A 15459-nucleotide genomic window follows, 5' to 3' on the forward strand; every position below is an offset into this window, starting at 1 on the left:
GACGCTCTTCCGATCTTTTTATCTTTTTAAACTTCTTTTTAAYAGSAGTTTAAAAATGTCTGCCAAAAGAAAAATGAGAATAAAATTTTGCAGAAAATTTATATAATCAAACCGTACAATTCCCCAATCCATAAAAGCATCTTTTCCTAAAGAAGATTTTTTAAAATAAAAATATTTTGGAAAGCCATAAGTTTCAATAAGCCAATCCTCTGATTTTGAAGATTCAGAATATAAYAGTCCCAAAAACGTAATGACAAAAGCTAAYGCCATCACTTTCCAATCTAATAAAACTTTCCAATTTTGTTTTTTAAATCTTAAGATGACAAGATTAATTACAATAAAAACTGTCAACAAAAGCAGAAAGTACATACTTGTAAACTGATGGCCATCACTTTCCAATCTAATAAAACTTTCCAATTTTGTTTTTTAAATCTTAAGATGACAAGATTAATTACAATAAAAACTGTCAACAAAAGCAGAAAGTACATACTTGTAAACTGATTGTGAATATCCATTTTCAAATTAATTAATTTTCAGATTCTCAAATTAAAACAAACTTTCATCCACAAAATTCGGCAGCGTCACTTTCAGGTTCGGCTCTGCTTCCATGGCTCTTTTAATCGCAAAAACAGCGCCTTCATTGCGGGCCCAACTTCTGCGGGAAATTCCGTTGTTCACGTCCCAGAACAACATGGATTTTAGTCTCCGGTCGGCATCATCGCTTCCGTCCAGCAACATCCCGAAACCACCGTTGATCACCTCGCCCCAGCCTACGCCGCCGCCGTTGTGGATGGAAACCCACGTGGCCCCGCGGAAACTGTCTCCGATGACATTGTGAATGGCCATATCTGCGGTAAACCTAGAACCGTCGTAAATATTGGATGTCTCCCGGTACGGCGAATCCGTCCCTGAAACATCATGATGGTCCCGTCCTAAGACTACCGCGCCGATCTCGCCGTTTTTAATGGCTCTGTTAAAGGCTTCGGCAATCTTCATTCTTCCTTCCGCATCGGCATATAAAATCCTTGCCTGTGAACCTACCACCAGTTTATTTTCCTGCGCCCCTTTAATCCACTGGATGTTATCCTTCATCTGCTGCTGGATTTCTTCCGGGGAATTTTTAATCATTTCCTCTAAAACCTGACAGGCAATTTCATCGGTTTTCTGCAAATCTTCCGGTGTCCCGCTGGTGCATACCCAACGGAACGGCCCGAAACCGTAATCAAAACACATCGGCCCCATAATATCCTGAACATAGCTTGGGAACTTGAATTCTCTTCCCAAGGTAGGATTGTCAGACATTACATCTGCTCCGGCCCTTGATGCTTCCAGTAAGAACGCGTTACCGTAATCAAAGAAATAGGTTCCTTTTTCTGTATGTTTATTGATGGCTGCGGCATGCCTTCTCAGCGTTTCCTGAACTTTTTCTTTGAACAGTTCAGGGTTTTCCGCCATCATGGTGTTGGATTCCTCAAAGCTCTGCCCTGCCGGATAATAGCCTCCCGCCCACGGGTTGTGCAGCGAAGTCTGGTCTGAACCGATATCGATCCTTACATGCTCCTGATCGAATTTTTCCCAGACCTCAACAATATTACCAAGATACGCCAGGGAAACCGTTTCCTTGTTTTCCTGCGCTGTTCTGACCCTCTCTACCAGCTGATCAAGATTCTCATGGATTTCATTTACCCACTGCTGTTCATGTCGGATTCTGGTGATTTTAGGATTCACTTCCGCACATACCGTAACGCAGCCGGCGATATTTCCGGCTTTCGGCTGCGCACCGCTCATTCCGCCCAGCCCGGAGGTAACAAACAGCCCGCCTTTCGGTTCTTTATTGATTTTCCTGAAGGCATTGAGAACGGTAATGGTTGTCCCGTGAACAATACCCTGCGGACCGATGTACATATAGCTTCCCGCCGTCATCTGCCCATATTGCGAAACACCCAATGCATTGAATTTCTCCCAGTCATCCGGCTTGGAATAATTCGGGATCACCATTCCGTTGGTAACCACTACTCTCGGCGCGTCTTTGTGAGACGGAAATAAGCCCATCGGATGCCCGGAGTACATGGTTAAGGTTTGTTCATCCGTCATTTCAGACAGGTACTTCATCGTCAGGAGATACTGTGCCCAGTTGGAAAATACGGCACCGTTCCCGCCGTAGGTAATCAGTTCGTGCGGGTGCTGTGCCACGGCATAATCCAGGTTGTTCTGGATCATCAGCATAATGGCTTTTGCCTGCTCGGATTTTCCCGGGTATTCTGAAATCGGCCTTGCCTTCATTTCGTAATCCGGACGGAACCGATACATGTAAATCCTGCCATATGTTTCTAATTCTTCCCTGAATTCCGGCAGCAGCTCCGCATGGAACTGAGGTTCAAAATACCGTAAAGCATTCTTTAAGGCTAATTTTTTCTCTTCCTCCCCTAAAATCTCTTTTCGTTTCGGCGCGTGGTTGATGTGTGTTTCGTAAGGTTTCGGTGCTGGTAACTGGCTTGGGATGCCCTGCTGTATCTGTTGCTGGAAAGTCATATGGCTGTGTAAAAGTTCAGTTTAAGTTCTAATTTTTGATGTTTTAAAGATATTCAAATTAGAAAATATAATGCAACTAAACATAAAAAATTCCCTGCGCGTTAATTCCCCTCCTCCGGAGGGGAATTTTAATTGTTGTTATTCAGGTTGAGATGATCAATTGGCTACTGGTTCGTATTCCCCAGCATCGGCACAAATTTATAGGCCCCGAATTCTTCTTTTTCAAATTCCGTCGGGGACACTTTGGTGAAGCGGTACAGTACCTGTTCATCAGTCGGGCCCAAAGGAATGACCATTTTTCCGCCTACTTTTAGCTGTTTTAAAAGTTCTGTAGGTAAAACGGAAGCACCGCAGGTTACAATAATTCTGTCAAAAGGTGCAAAGGTCGGCAGGCCGGCAAAACCGTCCCCGAAACTCTGGAACTTCGGGTACAGGTGCATTTCACGGAATTTTTTCTTAGAAAAATCGAACAGGTCTTTCTGCCGCTCTACGGTGTATACCAATGCTTTCATTGCGAGTAGAACCGCCGTCTGGTATCCGCAGCCGGTTCCTATTTCAAGAACTTTTTCACCTTCTTTTACCTGCAGAAGCTCAGACTGCTCCGCTACGGTGGAAGGGTGCGAGATCGTCTGGTGGGCCAGGATCGGGAAGGCACGGTCTTCATACGCGAAATCCTCGAAAATGCTTTCAATAAAAAGATGCCTCGGAACCTGGTTCATCGCTGAAAGGACATGTTCATCTGAAATGCCGATTCTGTTCCGGAGATAATCAACTAAAATCTTTCTTTTTCCTTTATGTACAAACGAATCTTGCGTCATTGAGAGGGTAGTTATTAGGTTGCGGGCGATAGTTTCTACAAAAGTAAAAAAACATTCACTATTTGTCAACCTAAAAACTATCATCTCTTGCCGAATACCTAAAATTCTTATATTTACAAAAATTTAATACAGCTATGTTAAAAGCAGGTTTGGTAGGTGCCGGACATTTGGGGAAAATTCATTTGAGACTTTTGAACCAGTCGGAGAAATATGAATTTATAGGTTTCCACGATAAAGATGTAGAAAACGGAAAAAAAATAGAAGCCGAATTCGGATATAAATATTTTGAGAATTTTGATGAACTGCTGGATCAGATCGATATGCTGGACATTGTGACTCCCACGCTTTATCATTATGATTATGCCTTGAAAGCTATCGAAAAGGGACTTCATTTTTTTATTGAAAAACCGGTTACACACACGCTTGAACAGGCAGAAGAAATTTTAGAAAAGTGCCACGAGAAAGGAATTAAAGCACAGGTTGGGCATGTGGAAAGATATAATCCTGCCTTTATCGGGGCTAAAGAATATATCCAGAACCCGATGTTTATTGAAATCCACAGGCTGGCAGAGTTCAATCCGCGCGGAACGGATGTTTCGGTGGTGCTGGACCTGATGATTCACGATCTGGATATTTTATTGAGCATCGTGAAATCCAAAGTCAAAAACATCCATGCCAGCGGCGTCTGTGTAGTCAGCAAAACCCCGGATATTTCCAATGCCAGAATTGAGTTTGAAAACGGATGCGTCGCGAACCTTACCACTTCAAGGATTTCCATGAAAGCCATGAGAAAAAGCCGGTTTTTCCAGAAAGATGCCTACATTTCTGTTGATTTCCTGGAAAAGAAAGCCGAAGTAATCCGGATGAAAGATGCCCCTGAGCACCCTACTCCGTTTGATATGATTATTGAAAATGCAGACGGCGAAAAAAACCAGATCCTGTTTGAATACCCGGACATTCAGCCGAATAACGCCATTCTGGATGAACTGAATTCTTTCGCAGATGCCATTACCGAAAATAAGCATGTGGAAGTTTCCCTTGAAGACGGAACGGAAGCTCTGAAGGTAGCCCTGAAGATTATGGACCTGATCAGCTAAAATACAATTGAAAACAAAGCCTTTCCTGCTGTTATTACCGCTGTTATTCACAATCCTTTCCTGTGAACAAAATAAAAACAGCGATGAAGCAGCATGCGGTCATGAAAAGGGGCAGGCTCTGAATGATTTTGCTGACGGAAACTATATCTGGACTATTTTTTCAGGTTTCGGCGATGACTATCTTGGTGAAGAGGAATTCATCGAGCTTCTTCATCAAAACAAAATTAAAACAACTGAACCGGGCACGTCTCTTTCCTGTATTCCGTTGCCTGATGACCCGTATAAATACTGCTATGAAAAGGAAATGAACCAGCTGATTGAGAATAAGTTCGGTAAAAAATTCATTCCGTCTCTCAGACATACTGCGAAGCAGAAATTTGCCAGTGAACACCCCAATGAAATTTTTGGCTACAGCCAATGTGACCAGACTTCAAGATATCCTGATGCAGTAAGTTATAATCTTCAGTATGATAAGATAGAAGAAGCATACTTTAAACGGTATCCGCTTCCTCAGAACTATATAAAGAAAAAGACTGAAGCTTTCTTTTCAGGCACTTCTGCAACATTTATTCTTATGAAAAACGGTGAAATTAAAGATTTGTCTGTTGAAAGTACTTTTGAAAATAAAAAAAACAATATATTTGAGAAACAATTCAATAAACAACTGAAAGATTTCGTTTTACATACCCGGTGGATCCCGGCCCGCATCAGCGGAGTACCTGTAGATTCCTATATGGAAGCCAATATCGGCTATGATTAATCAACTCCTGTTACAACCTAAATAATTAAGCTATTTATTATGAAAAGAGCCATCCTATTATCCGCTTTTTTATTGTCTCAATTTGGGACATCACAATTGTTAAAGACAAGCGGCCAGAAAATTATTAATGATAAAGGTGAAAATATTCAGCTCCGGGGCCTAGGCCTGGGCGGGTGGATGCTGCAGGAAGGCTATATGCTGAAGACTGCTGATTTTGCCGGCCCGCAATATAAAATCAAGCAGAAAATCGCGGAACTGATCGGCGAAGACGGAATGGAACGCTTTTACAAAGCTTATTTAAAAAACGGTATTACCAGGCAGGATATTGATTTTCTGAAAAAAGCAGGGTTTAATTCCATCAGGCTCCCTATGCACTACAACCTGTACACGTTACCGATTGAAAAAGAACCGGTAAAAGACCAGAATACCTGGCTGAATGAAGGGTTTGCCATGACCGACGACCTTCTGAAATGGTGTGCCGACAATAAAATGTACCTGATCCTGGATCTCCACGCCGCTCCGGGCGGACAGGGAAATGACGTGAATATTTCCGATAATGACAAAACGAAACCGTCACTCTGGGAAAGTGAAGACAATCAGAAAAAAACGGTTGCCCTCTGGAAAAAGCTGGCGGAACGGTACAAAGATGAACCATGGATCGGAGGCTATGACCTGATCAACGAACCGAACATCAATTTCACCGGAAAGAACCCGAACGGAACGGATGAAATGTCCAATGCACCGCTCTGGAAGCTGCAGAAGGATATTACAGAAGCCATCCGTGAGGTTGATAAGAAGCACATCATTATTATTGAAGGCAATGCCTGGGGCAATAATTATAACGGACTGACACCGCTTTGGGACAGCAACATGGTTTTCAGCTTTCATAAGTACTGGAACAATAATGATGACGCCACGCTGAAATCTGTTCTGGATCTCCGGGAAAAGCACAACATGCCGATCTGGTTGGGGGAAACCGGGGAAAATTCCAATGTCTGGTTTATGGAACTGATCCGGCTCCTGGATAAGCACAACATCGGTTATGCCTTCTGGCCGATGAAAAAGATTGACAATATCGCCGGAATCACCAATGTAAAAATCACGCCTGAATATCAGAAGCTGCTGGATTACTGGAAAAACGGAGGCGAAAAGCCATCAAAGGCATTTGCGGAAAAAGCGCTGATGCAGATGGCGGAAAATTATAAGTTCAGCAATGTAGAAATCAAAAATGATGTGATCGACGCGATGTTCAGGCAGACCGCTGATGGCAGTACACAGCCTTTTAAAAAGCACCAGGCTCCGGGAAGGATTTCCGCAGTGGATTATGACCTGGGAAGAATAGGCTCTGCTTATCAGGATAAGGATTTTGTCAACCTCTGGGTGAGTGACCCGGCCAAAAGGTCTGAATGGAACTCCGGAAACCAGTTCAGGAATGACGGAGTGGATATTTACAAAACGAAGGACCATCAATATTACGTTGGGAAAACGGAAAGCGGGGAATGGCTTCAGTACACCATTAATGCGAAAGCGGATAAGACGTATGCTTTTGACATACACTATGCAGGCATCAGTGATGCAAAGGTAAAGATTGAAAATGCTTCCGGAAAACTGCTGGCTGTTGTTTCACTGCCTAAAACAGGAGGATATGAAGTCTGGAAAACTGTCACGGCAAAAGGAATCAGCCTTAAGAAAGGCGAGAATAAAATCCGCATCTATTTTGAAAATGACGGTGTCAACCTGAATTATTTCGAGGTGAAATAATAAAAAACCTTAAATTGCAAATCCCTTTTAGTTTCTAAGAGGGATTTATTTTTAAACGGATATTATGAAAAAAACAGGACTTATTTTTCTTTTGATTTCAGCTTTTGCTTTTGCCCAGCAATCTGTACTTAAAAAGCAGATCAACACTATTATAAAAGGTAAAAACGCAACGGTAGGAATTTCTGTCCTGAATCTTGAAGACGGATTCAGCTATGATAAAAATGCCGGTAAAAAGTTACCGATGCAGAGCGTATTCAAATTTCACATCGCCGCCGCGGTACTGGATTTAGCAGACAAAGGAAAACTTTCCCTGGACCAGAAAGTAACACTGGATGCCTCTAATCTTATGGAAAATACATGGTCGCCGCTCCGCGATAAATATTCCGGTAAAAATGCAGAAGTGCCATTGAGTGAAATCCTGGAGTTTACTGTAGCCAAAAGTGACAATAACGGCTGCGACATTCTGTTACAGTTGCTCGGAGGCACTGAAACTGTCCAGAAATTCATGGATTCAAAGGGAATAAAAGGTTTTCAGATCAAATATAACGAAACGGAAATGCATAAAGACTGGACTGCCCAATATGAAAATTACACCACTGCAAAATCTGCGGTTGATGTCCTGAAAAAATTCTATGACGGGAAATTATTATCCAAAAAATCTACGGATTATCTGATGAAGGTTATGCTTTCCACTTCTACCGGAAAAAACAAACTGATTGAACAGCTTCCGGAAAATACGCCTGCGGCAAGGAAAACGGGAGCTTCCGGAAAGAACAATGCAGGATTAACAGGTGCCGAAAATGAAATTGCCATCATAACTTTACCTGATGGCAGGCATTATGCAATAGCTGTATTAGTCAGTAATTCAACGGAAACGAATGCTGTCAACTGTAAAATGATTTCAGATATTTCAAAGACCGTCTGGGATTATTTTAATAAGTAAAATTTTAAGCTTATTTTTAAAACCGATTTTATTATGAAAAAATTAATAATAGCCACAGCATTATTCGGCAGTACATTCTTCTTTGCACAGAAAAGTGAAAACTATCTGCAGATCGGTTATGCAAGCATCTGCTGCGGAACCCCTTCTGATAAGCCTGTGATGAATTATCTTACCCAGTTCCAGAAGAAAAGCAAAATAAAATCACTGGAAGTCTATCGGCAGAGCGGCCTTGGAAGAGAGGGAGAATACAACCTGTATGTAGGAACAGACCAGCTTTCAGGAGCACAGAAAGCAGGTTTTATCACAGGATTAAAAGCCACAATCAATGCCCAGAATAATTCCAGAAAGAAAAACAGCGACGGAATGGTGAATTTTGATCCCGCTGAAACGGTAAAAAAGGCAGAACTTTCCAAAGCAAGAAATCTAACGGTTTATAAAAAATAATTTTAATTAAATAAGAAAAATGATTCAGAACATTGTAGTTATCGGAGCAGGAACCATGGGAAATGGGATTGCCCATACTTTTGCACAAAGCGGATTTACCGTAAACCTGGTAGACGTTTCACAGGAAGCTTTAGACAGAGGACTGAAAACCATTACTACCAATCTTGACAGGATAATTGCAAAGGGAAACCTTACGGAAGAAAAAAAGGCGGAAACTTTAGGAAATATAAAAACCTTTACAGCACTTCAGGATGCGGTAGGAAATGCTGACCTGATTGTTGAGGCCGCTACCGAAAACCAGGAGCTGAAGCTGAAAATCTTCGGGCAGATGGACGAATTTGCGCCTGAAAACTGTATCCTGGCTACCAATACTTCATCCATTTCCATCACCAAGATTGCTGCTGCCACGAAAAGGCCTGAGCAGGTAATCGGGATGCACTTTATGAACCCGGTGCCGATTATGAAGCTGGTGGAAATTATCAAAGGCTACTCTACTTCCAAAGAAACTTTTGATGCCGTGTATGAAATGAGCACAACATTGGGGAAAGTCCCTGTAGAAGTGAACGATTACCCGGGATTTGTAGCAAACAGGATCCTGATGCCGATGATCAACGAATCTATTGAAACGCTTTATAACGGCGTGGCAGGTGTTGAGGAAATCGATACCGTGATGAAACTGGGAATGGCTCATCCGATGGGTCCTCTTCAACTGGCAGATTTCATTGGTCTTGATGTCTGTTTAGCCATCCTGAACGTCATGTATGACGGTTTTAAAAATCCTAAATACGCCCCGAACCCGCTGTTGGTCAACATGGTAATGGCCGGAAAATTAGGTGTAAAATCCGGAGAAGGCTTCTATGACTATTCTGAAAGCAAAAAAGCGGAAAAAGTGGCAAAAATGTTTTCAAAATAATTTTAAGCGGTGAGTTGTAGTTTTTAAGTTATAAATTTGGGGCATCAACCTGAAATCTATAACCTGACAGCTGCAGTTCAATGAAATTTAAAGAAAAATACATTCAGATATTCCTGGTCATCATTACTTTAGTGATGACCATTTTGCGTTTTCTCCTCAATGAAAAAGGAAGGACCAACCCCGATTCTATCCGGTATATGCGGCTCGCGCATGTTTTCCCGACCATTGACAATACCACAACGCCTTTAGGATATCCTTTAAGCATTAAATTTTTTACACTTTTCGGTTCTGATGAATTCTGGGGAAGCAAGCTGGTAGGAATATTCTCTTTTCTCTTCATCTTATTTTTTGCCTGGAAGAAAGATTTCTTCTTTAAAGAATCGGTTGTTTTATGTGCCCTGTTCAGTTTCCTTTCTATTTTTTCCTATACGATGAGCGAAGCGCTGATCCTGCCTTTTGTCCTGCTGTTTCTTTATGTTTCATCATTGGTTATCAACAGAAAATTAGAAAAAGGAAAAGCTGTTTTTTACCTTTCCTTAAGTTTGATCGCACTTTACAACATCAGGTACAGTTCATTATTTATTATCGGTGGAACCGGGCTTTTCGGGCTTCTATTCTGGAAGAGGAACTACTCGAAAACCTTTATTATTTCAGGAATTATCGGCGGAATTTTTATCATCGCCTATAAGTTTCTTTTCATTGATTATTTTAACGAGAGTTATATAAAAGATGCACTGACGATAGGCTTATATCCTACTTCAAAGCTTCTTCCTGAACTCTTCCAGGGATTATGCACGACGTTCAATCCGTTCATCCATATTGCGGATCCGGGCGGCGGAATGATCAACTATGCCATTTACGGAATCGGTTTTCTGAATATCCTGCTGATTATTTACCTTTTCGTAAAATACAAACTTTCAGACTCCGAGTTCTTCTTTGTTTTTGTGAGTTTGGCAGGCATTGTATGTTCTTATTTTGTGCAGTATTTTTATTCTGTGAATGCTATCGATTACCGTCTGATGGCTCCTTTCAGCTTTCCCATCTGGCTGGTGTATTTCAGGAAGCTGTTCCAACTGTTCGGGATTAAAGTATACGCCATAGGTTTTTTAAGCCTGATGTCCGGTTTTCTGTTCACCTGGCTTTCCAAAGGGGATTACCTTGAAAACAGAAAGGAAATAAAAAATTATTTGCAGTCTGAGAAGCTTGACAGGGTTCCGTTGCTGTTTTATCTTGAAACTGCCGAAGACCTGGATAAGGTACAGGTAGCCGAACTCATCAGCACAGTAAATCCTCATATCACCCTCACTTTCAAACCGGAAGACAGTGTGAAAAGGACAACATTAACAAGGTATAAAGTTTTGCAAAAAATTAAGATCGACAAGAACAAATACCAATAATTTTATTATCTTTGGTTCAAAGTTAAAACATTAAAAAAAATGAAATTACCAAAGTTTTTATTAGCAGATAATTCGGAATTTCCAGAAGATTTATTCGTTGTTCATACTGAATATCCAAGATTTATCCTGAATGTTGAGGAAGAAGAAGTTGAATGGCTGGATGATCTGGAAGGAGATGATGAAGAGACCATGGCAGATGAGGCTACAAAAGTAGTGGAAGCTGCATTCAAATGGTGTGATGAAGAGTTGGCTAAGTACGACGAAGAGGAGGACGCAGAATAATAAAATTCTAAACATAAAAATAAAAGGAACTCAAATTAATTGGGTTCCTTTTATTTTATGTCTTATTATGTTTTGTCTGTTTATTCCGCTCTGTTGAATTTTAACAGCAGGAGATTGTCCTGATACAGTTCCAGGACACTTCCGGTAAGAACGTATTTATTGGCCTTCGCCATCATATCCATAAAGTTTTTCTCAACACTCATGTTATCACACGCCATTTTGGTAGATCCCATCTGCCCTGCAGAAAAGTTACCGGTGGAAGGATCAACTTTCGTTGTTCCGAAATAATTGTTGCATCCTGCATTCCCGCTTATTTTCTCGCCTTCAATATTCAGGGTCGGGATTTTTCCTTTCACATTATCGGCCAGAGCCCATTTCGTTCCCGTTAAAGGCGGCTGGGCCTTCCCTACTTTAGATGCAGATGAACCGGTCATGGTTCCGCACGAAGCCAAAACCGCTGCTGTACATATACTTAAAAAGATATTTTTCATTTTTCCTTTCGTTTAAATCAAATTTACGTAAATATTCTTTTATTAACGCGTGTTCAGGGGATTTTATTGTTTTTTTAACCTGATAGTAAAAACAAAAAAACGGGCCTGAGCCCGTTTCTGTTGATTTATTTTAATACTGATCAGTTCATCCAAAACTACCCTCTCAGCTCTGCATTGAATTCTTTCTGGAAAGATTTGATCAGCGAGTCCATAACTGCTGTGATTTCTTTCTCTTCCAGGGTTTTCTCTTCATTAAGAAGCTCAAAGCTCATCGCATAGGATTTCTTACCTTCAGGAAGGTTCTTGCCTTCATACACATCAAATAAGTTGATGCCTTTAAGATAAGGGGATTTATTTTTTCTGGCCGTCTGATACAGGTCTTCATAGTTTACACTTTTATCAATCAGCAATGCAAGATCTCTCCTGATTTTATTGAATTTCGGGATATCCCTGAACTTCAGTTCATTTTCTGAACGTAATTTCTGAGCATATTCCAATTCGATTTCAGCATAGAAACACTCCTGGTCGATATCGAAATCTTTCAGCATCTGAGGTGCTACCTTCCCGATTCTTACCAAAACTTTACCGTCTGCTTCATAAGCCAAAGCATCGGAGAACCTTTCATCCGACAGCGCGGTTTCTTTATAATTAATGGCTAATTTTTCCAGCAGAACTTTTACGTATGCTTTCAGGTTGTAGAATCCTGTTGCAGATTTCGGCTGCAGCCAGTTTTCTGCCACTTCCCTTCCGGATACCAGCATGGCAAGCTGTTTCCTTTCTTCGTATTTTTCTTTTTTATGATAAATTTTCCCGAACTCGAAAAACTTAATATCCTGGTTCTTCCTGTTGATATTGTAGATGGCATTCTGCAAAAGGCCTTCCAGCAAAGACTTTCTCATAAATGCAAGGTCATTACTCAAAGGATTCAGTAGTTTCACGGCATCCGTTTCGTCTTTTACGGAAGTGAGCGAATTGTTCATCACTTCATTGAAGCCAAGTCCCTGTAAGGCCCTCGCCCAGTTGTTTTCCAGTTCGTCCTGGTCCTGAGCACTTAATTTAACCGGGGTAAATGAGATCTTCTGCGGAGCGTCAATCTTATTGTAGCCGTAAATCCTCAAAATCTCTTCAATAACGTCAATTTCCCTTGTCACATCAGCCCTGTATGCGGGAACAGAAATTTCAAGCCCGTTCTGGATTTCATTCAGCACCTGAATATCAAGCGCTTTCAGGATTTCTTTTACTTTTTCCCTGTGGATCTTGGTGCCTAAAATCTGTTCGATCTTGGAGAACCTAATGATCACATAGCTGTCCTCTATTTTCTTCGGATATTCTTCCAGCAGCTCTCCTGCCAGCTTTCCTTCCGCAAGGTCCTGGATCAGCCTGATGGCATGTGTAATGGCCGTCCTTGTAATATTCGGGTCTACCCCTCTTTCAAACCTGAACGAAGCATCGGTATTCAGCCCGTGGAACTTAGCCGCTTTTCTAACCGCTACCGGACTGAAGTAGGCACTTTCCAGGAATATGGTTTTTGTTTCACCGGAAACGCCTGAATCTGCACCGCCGAAAACCCCGGCAATACACATCGGGTTGTCTTTCCCGTCCTTGATGATGATTTCGGAACCGTTCAGTGTTCTTTCCACTCCATCCAGCGTAGTGAATTTCGTTCCTTCTGCTACCGTGCCCACTTTCACTTTTTTATCTGCAATCTTATCTGCATCAAAGGCGTGAAGCGGCTGTCCGTAGCCGTGAAGGATATAATTGGTGATATCTACAATATTATTGATCGGGCTTAAGCCGATGGCTTTCAGTCTGGCCTTCAGCCAATCCGGGGAATCGGTAACTTTTACATCTTCGATCACGGCTCCGATATACCTCGGGCACAGTTCAGCATCTTCAACTTCAAGCGTGAACTCATGGGTCCCTTCGCTGCTTAAAGCAACGGAAGACACTTTTTCAAACCCGGCTTTCTGCTGGTTGGTAGAAAGGTAAGCATTAAGGTCCCGGGCCACCCCGTAATGGGACATGGCATCCGTTCTGTTCGGTGTTAAACCGATTTCAAAAACCTCATCGCTGGCCAGTTCATAATAATCCGCGAATTTTTTACCGGTTTCAAATTTCTCTTCATCCAGCACCATAATCCCACCGTGGTCATCACTCAGCCCCAGTTCATCTTCTGCGCAGATCATTCCCTGAGACACCTCGCCTCTGATCTTGGCTTCTTTAATTTCGAAAAAGTTTCCGGTTTTATCGTAAATTTTCGTTCCTACAACAGCAACAGGTACGGTTTGTCCGGCTTCCACATTCGGGGCCCCGCAAACAATGTGCAGTGTTTTTCCGTTTCCTACGTCTACCGTTGTTTTTTTCAGCTTATCTGCATTCGGATGCTTTTCGCAGGTGAGAACCTTGCCTACCACAATTCCTTCCAGGCTGCCTTTTATACTTTCAAATTTTTCTATCCCTTCAACTTCAAGACCTATATCTGTAAGAAACTCACCGATTCTTTCTGTTTTGATTTCTGTTTTGATAAAGTCTTTAAGCCAGTTGTTTGATATCTTCATTGAATATATTTTGAAAATTTTATTTGAATTTTTCGAGTTACAAATGTCGTGTTTTTTTGAGAAACAGAGAAATTTTAAAGGTTATAAAACAAATAGTTTTCATGCCTGTACCCTCATCATCTTACACTGAACAGGATTTTAACTTCATTTATTTAAACAGCTTCCACAACCTGAATTACAGCTTCAATTGTAAAGCCTGCAAACAAATCAGATTAAAACAACATCTTAGTACAAAAAGAAAGAGGCTTTGAATCTCAAAACCTCTTTTCTTATTTTATATTTCTTACTGTTTTATAACCCGATTACCGGCATTGACAGCATTAAGATGTTTTCATTTTCTTCAAGACCGTCAAGAGGTTCAATGATTCCCGGTCTGTTCGGCTGGGACATTTTCATTGTGATATCATCTGATCCCAGAATGGTTAACATTTCCGTTAAAAATTTAGAGCTGAACCCGATATTGATATCTTCCCCGTTGTAGTCGCAAGGGATCTGCATATCTGCTTTGTTCGCATATTCCGTATCTTCTGCATGAAGGTGAAGAATGTTGGCAGACAGCTTAAACCGCACCTGGTTTGTGGATTTATTAGACATGATGGATGCTCTTTTAATAGCCCCTAAAAGAAGGTTCCTGTTAATCGTCAGCACGTTCGGGTTTTCCTTAGGAATTACCGCTGTATAGTTCGGGTATTTCCCGTCAATCAGCCTGCAGATCCAGATATGTTTCCCGAAAGTAAACTTGGCCATGTTTTCATTGAAATCAATGGTTACGTCTTCGTTAGAGCTTGCCAGGATATTTTTGAAAATATTCAGCGGTTTTTTAGGCATGATGAATTCCATAGGCTCGGCATTCATCAGATCCATTCTCTTGTACACTACCAGCCTGTGGGAATCGGTAGAAACGAAATTGGTTTCATTTTCCCCGAACTGGAACAGAACGCCTGTCATTACCGGACGAAGTGAATCGTTGCTGGTTGCAAAAAGTGTGTTGTTGAGTGCATCAGACAAAACACCTGCCGACATGGTTACACTCTGGGCAGCGTCAAATTCCGGAAGTTCCGGGTAATCGTCCGCGTTATCCAGGGCAACGGCAAAATTATCTTTTTCATCTAAAATCTCAAGCTGACTTCCCGTTCCTTCTGCATTGTCTCTCACCGCCAGTGTAAGCGGCTGTTCTCCGTAGGTCTTGATGAAATCCTGAAAAATCTTGGCAGGAACAGCAAATTTGCCGCTGTCGTCAGACTTTACATCAAGAGAGGTTACCAGAGTCGTTTCGCCATCAGATGCTGTAATGGTAACGTTATTGCCGTCTAACTCAAAAAGATAGTTTTCTAAAATCGGTCTCGACTGAGAGCTTGATATTACGCCACTTACAGTTTGCAAAGCTTTCTGCAGTTCACCACTTGAAATAATAAATTTCATAGATTTAAAAATAAGTTTTTACAAATATAATAAATAGAAAA

General features: G+C 41.4%; 14 protein-coding genes. 8 read left to right on the forward strand and 6 right to left on the reverse strand.

Annotated features, from left to right (window positions below):
• Positions 1 to 18: 18 nt before the first annotated feature.
• The 3 genes from ASE55_RS17780 to ASE55_RS17790 all read right to left on the reverse strand — a co-directional run bounded on the left by ASE55_RS17780 (position 19) and on the right by ASE55_RS17790 (position 3350).
• Positions 19 to 417, reverse strand: a complete 399-nt coding sequence (locus ASE55_RS17780) for a hypothetical protein (RefSeq protein ID WP_128414618.1) — start codon at positions 415 to 417, stop codon at positions 19 to 21.
• A 129-nt stretch (positions 418 to 546) separates the two neighbouring features.
• Positions 547 to 2532 carry a urocanate hydratase gene (locus tag ASE55_RS17785; RefSeq protein WP_056222867.1) on the reverse strand — a complete coding sequence of 662 codons (1986 nt, stop codon included), beginning with the start codon at positions 2530 to 2532 and terminating at the stop codon, positions 547 to 549.
• A gap of 164 nt (positions 2533 to 2696) precedes the next feature.
• Entirely contained in the window at positions 2697 to 3350 is a 654-nt protein-coding gene (locus ASE55_RS17790) for a protein-L-isoaspartate(D-aspartate) O-methyltransferase (RefSeq protein ID WP_056222870.1), read from the reverse strand.
• A gap of 134 nt (positions 3351 to 3484) precedes the next feature.
• Here ASE55_RS17790 and ASE55_RS17795 point away from each other — a divergent pair, with 134 nt between their 5' ends.
• The 8 genes from ASE55_RS17795 to ASE55_RS17830 all read left to right on the forward strand — a co-directional run bounded on the left by ASE55_RS17795 (position 3485) and on the right by ASE55_RS17830 (position 10947).
• On the forward strand, positions 3485 to 4447 hold the full coding sequence (locus ASE55_RS17795; RefSeq protein ID WP_056222875.1) for a Gfo/Idh/MocA family protein: 963 nt from the start codon (positions 3485 to 3487) through the stop codon (positions 4445 to 4447).
• Between the two features lie 7 nt (positions 4448 to 4454).
• Positions 4455 to 5207 carry a hypothetical protein gene (locus ASE55_RS17800; protein ID WP_056222877.1) on the forward strand — a complete coding sequence of 251 codons (753 nt, stop codon included), beginning with the start codon at positions 4455 to 4457 and terminating at the stop codon, positions 5205 to 5207.
• Positions 5208 to 5246: 39 nt separating this feature from the next.
• Complete coding sequence (locus tag ASE55_RS17805; protein WP_056222880.1) at positions 5247 to 6968, forward strand: cellulase family glycosylhydrolase; 1722 nt, start codon at positions 5247 to 5249, stop codon at positions 6966 to 6968.
• 64 nt (positions 6969 to 7032) lie between these two features.
• A complete protein-coding gene (gene bla-A, locus ASE55_RS17810) occupies positions 7033 to 7911 on the forward strand; it encodes a CGA/CIA family class A beta-lactamase (protein ID WP_056222887.1) in 879 nt (292 codons plus the stop codon).
• 33 nt (positions 7912 to 7944) lie between these two features.
• On the forward strand, positions 7945 to 8355 hold the full coding sequence (locus ASE55_RS17815; RefSeq protein ID WP_056222889.1) for a hypothetical protein: 411 nt from the start codon (positions 7945 to 7947) through the stop codon (positions 8353 to 8355).
• A gap of 22 nt (positions 8356 to 8377) precedes the next feature.
• Positions 8378 to 9268, forward strand: a complete 891-nt coding sequence (locus tag ASE55_RS17820) for a 3-hydroxybutyryl-CoA dehydrogenase (RefSeq protein ID WP_185116305.1) — start codon at positions 8378 to 8380, stop codon at positions 9266 to 9268.
• Between the two features lie 80 nt (positions 9269 to 9348).
• Positions 9349 to 10665 carry a hypothetical protein gene (locus ASE55_RS17825; protein WP_056222894.1) on the forward strand — a complete coding sequence of 439 codons (1317 nt, stop codon included), beginning with the start codon at positions 9349 to 9351 and terminating at the stop codon, positions 10663 to 10665.
• Positions 10666 to 10704: 39 nt separating this feature from the next.
• Positions 10705 to 10947: a hypothetical protein gene (locus ASE55_RS17830; protein WP_056222897.1), complete on the forward strand. Its 243-nt coding sequence runs from the start codon at positions 10705 to 10707 to the stop codon at positions 10945 to 10947.
• Positions 10948 to 11027: 80 nt separating this feature from the next.
• Here the strand turns inward: ASE55_RS17830 and ASE55_RS17835 are convergent, their stop codons facing one another.
• The 3 genes from ASE55_RS17835 to dnaN all read right to left on the reverse strand — a co-directional run bounded on the left by ASE55_RS17835 (position 11028) and on the right by dnaN (position 15418).
• On the reverse strand, positions 11028 to 11438 hold the full coding sequence (locus ASE55_RS17835; protein ID WP_056222900.1) for an META domain-containing protein: 411 nt from the start codon (positions 11436 to 11438) through the stop codon (positions 11028 to 11030).
• 155 nt (positions 11439 to 11593) lie between these two features.
• Complete coding sequence (gene pheT, locus ASE55_RS17840) at positions 11594 to 13996, reverse strand: phenylalanine--tRNA ligase subunit beta (RefSeq protein WP_056222903.1); 2403 nt, start codon at positions 13994 to 13996, stop codon at positions 11594 to 11596.
• A 291-nt stretch (positions 13997 to 14287) separates the two neighbouring features.
• Entirely contained in the window at positions 14288 to 15418 is a 1131-nt protein-coding gene (gene dnaN, locus ASE55_RS17845) for a DNA polymerase III subunit beta (RefSeq protein WP_056222905.1), read from the reverse strand.
• Positions 15419 to 15459 lie beyond the last annotated feature (41 nt).

This window comes from Chryseobacterium sp. Leaf201 (assembly GCF_001421435.1).
Taxonomy (GTDB): Bacteria; Bacteroidota; Bacteroidia; order Flavobacteriales; family Weeksellaceae; genus Chryseobacterium.

Bases quoted from the DNA above. Each gene is read 5' to 3' on its own strand.
- ASE55_RS17805 (WP_056222880.1), top strand. From the start codon at position 5,247: ATGAAAAGAGCCATCCTATTATCCGCTTTTTTATTGTCTCAATTTGGG.
- ASE55_RS17790 (WP_056222870.1), bottom strand. From the start codon at position 3,350: ATGACGCAAGATTCGTTTGTACATAAAGGAAAAAGAAAGATTTTAGTT.
- ASE55_RS17795 (WP_056222875.1), top strand. From the start codon at position 3,485: ATGTTAAAAGCAGGTTTGGTAGGTGCCGGACATTTGGGGAAAATTCAT.
- ASE55_RS17835 (WP_056222900.1), bottom strand. From the start codon at position 11,438: ATGAAAAATATCTTTTTAAGTATATGTACAGCAGCGGTTTTGGCTTCG.
- ASE55_RS17815 (WP_056222889.1), top strand. From the start codon at position 7,945: ATGAAAAAATTAATAATAGCCACAGCATTATTCGGCAGTACATTCTTC.
- bla-A (WP_056222887.1), top strand. From the start codon at position 7,033: ATGAAAAAAACAGGACTTATTTTTCTTTTGATTTCAGCTTTTGCTTTT.
- dnaN (WP_056222905.1), bottom strand. From the start codon at position 15,418: ATGAAATTTATTATTTCAAGTGGTGAACTGCAGAAAGCTTTGCAAACT.
- ASE55_RS17785 (WP_056222867.1), bottom strand. From the start codon at position 2,532: ATGACTTTCCAGCAACAGATACAGCAGGGCATCCCAAGCCAGTTACCA.
- ASE55_RS17825 (WP_056222894.1), top strand. From the start codon at position 9,349: ATGAAATTTAAAGAAAAATACATTCAGATATTCCTGGTCATCATTACT.
- pheT (WP_056222903.1), bottom strand. From the start codon at position 13,996: ATGAAGATATCAAACAACTGGCTTAAAGACTTTATCAAAACAGAAATC.
- ASE55_RS17830 (WP_056222897.1), top strand. From the start codon at position 10,705: ATGAAATTACCAAAGTTTTTATTAGCAGATAATTCGGAATTTCCAGAA.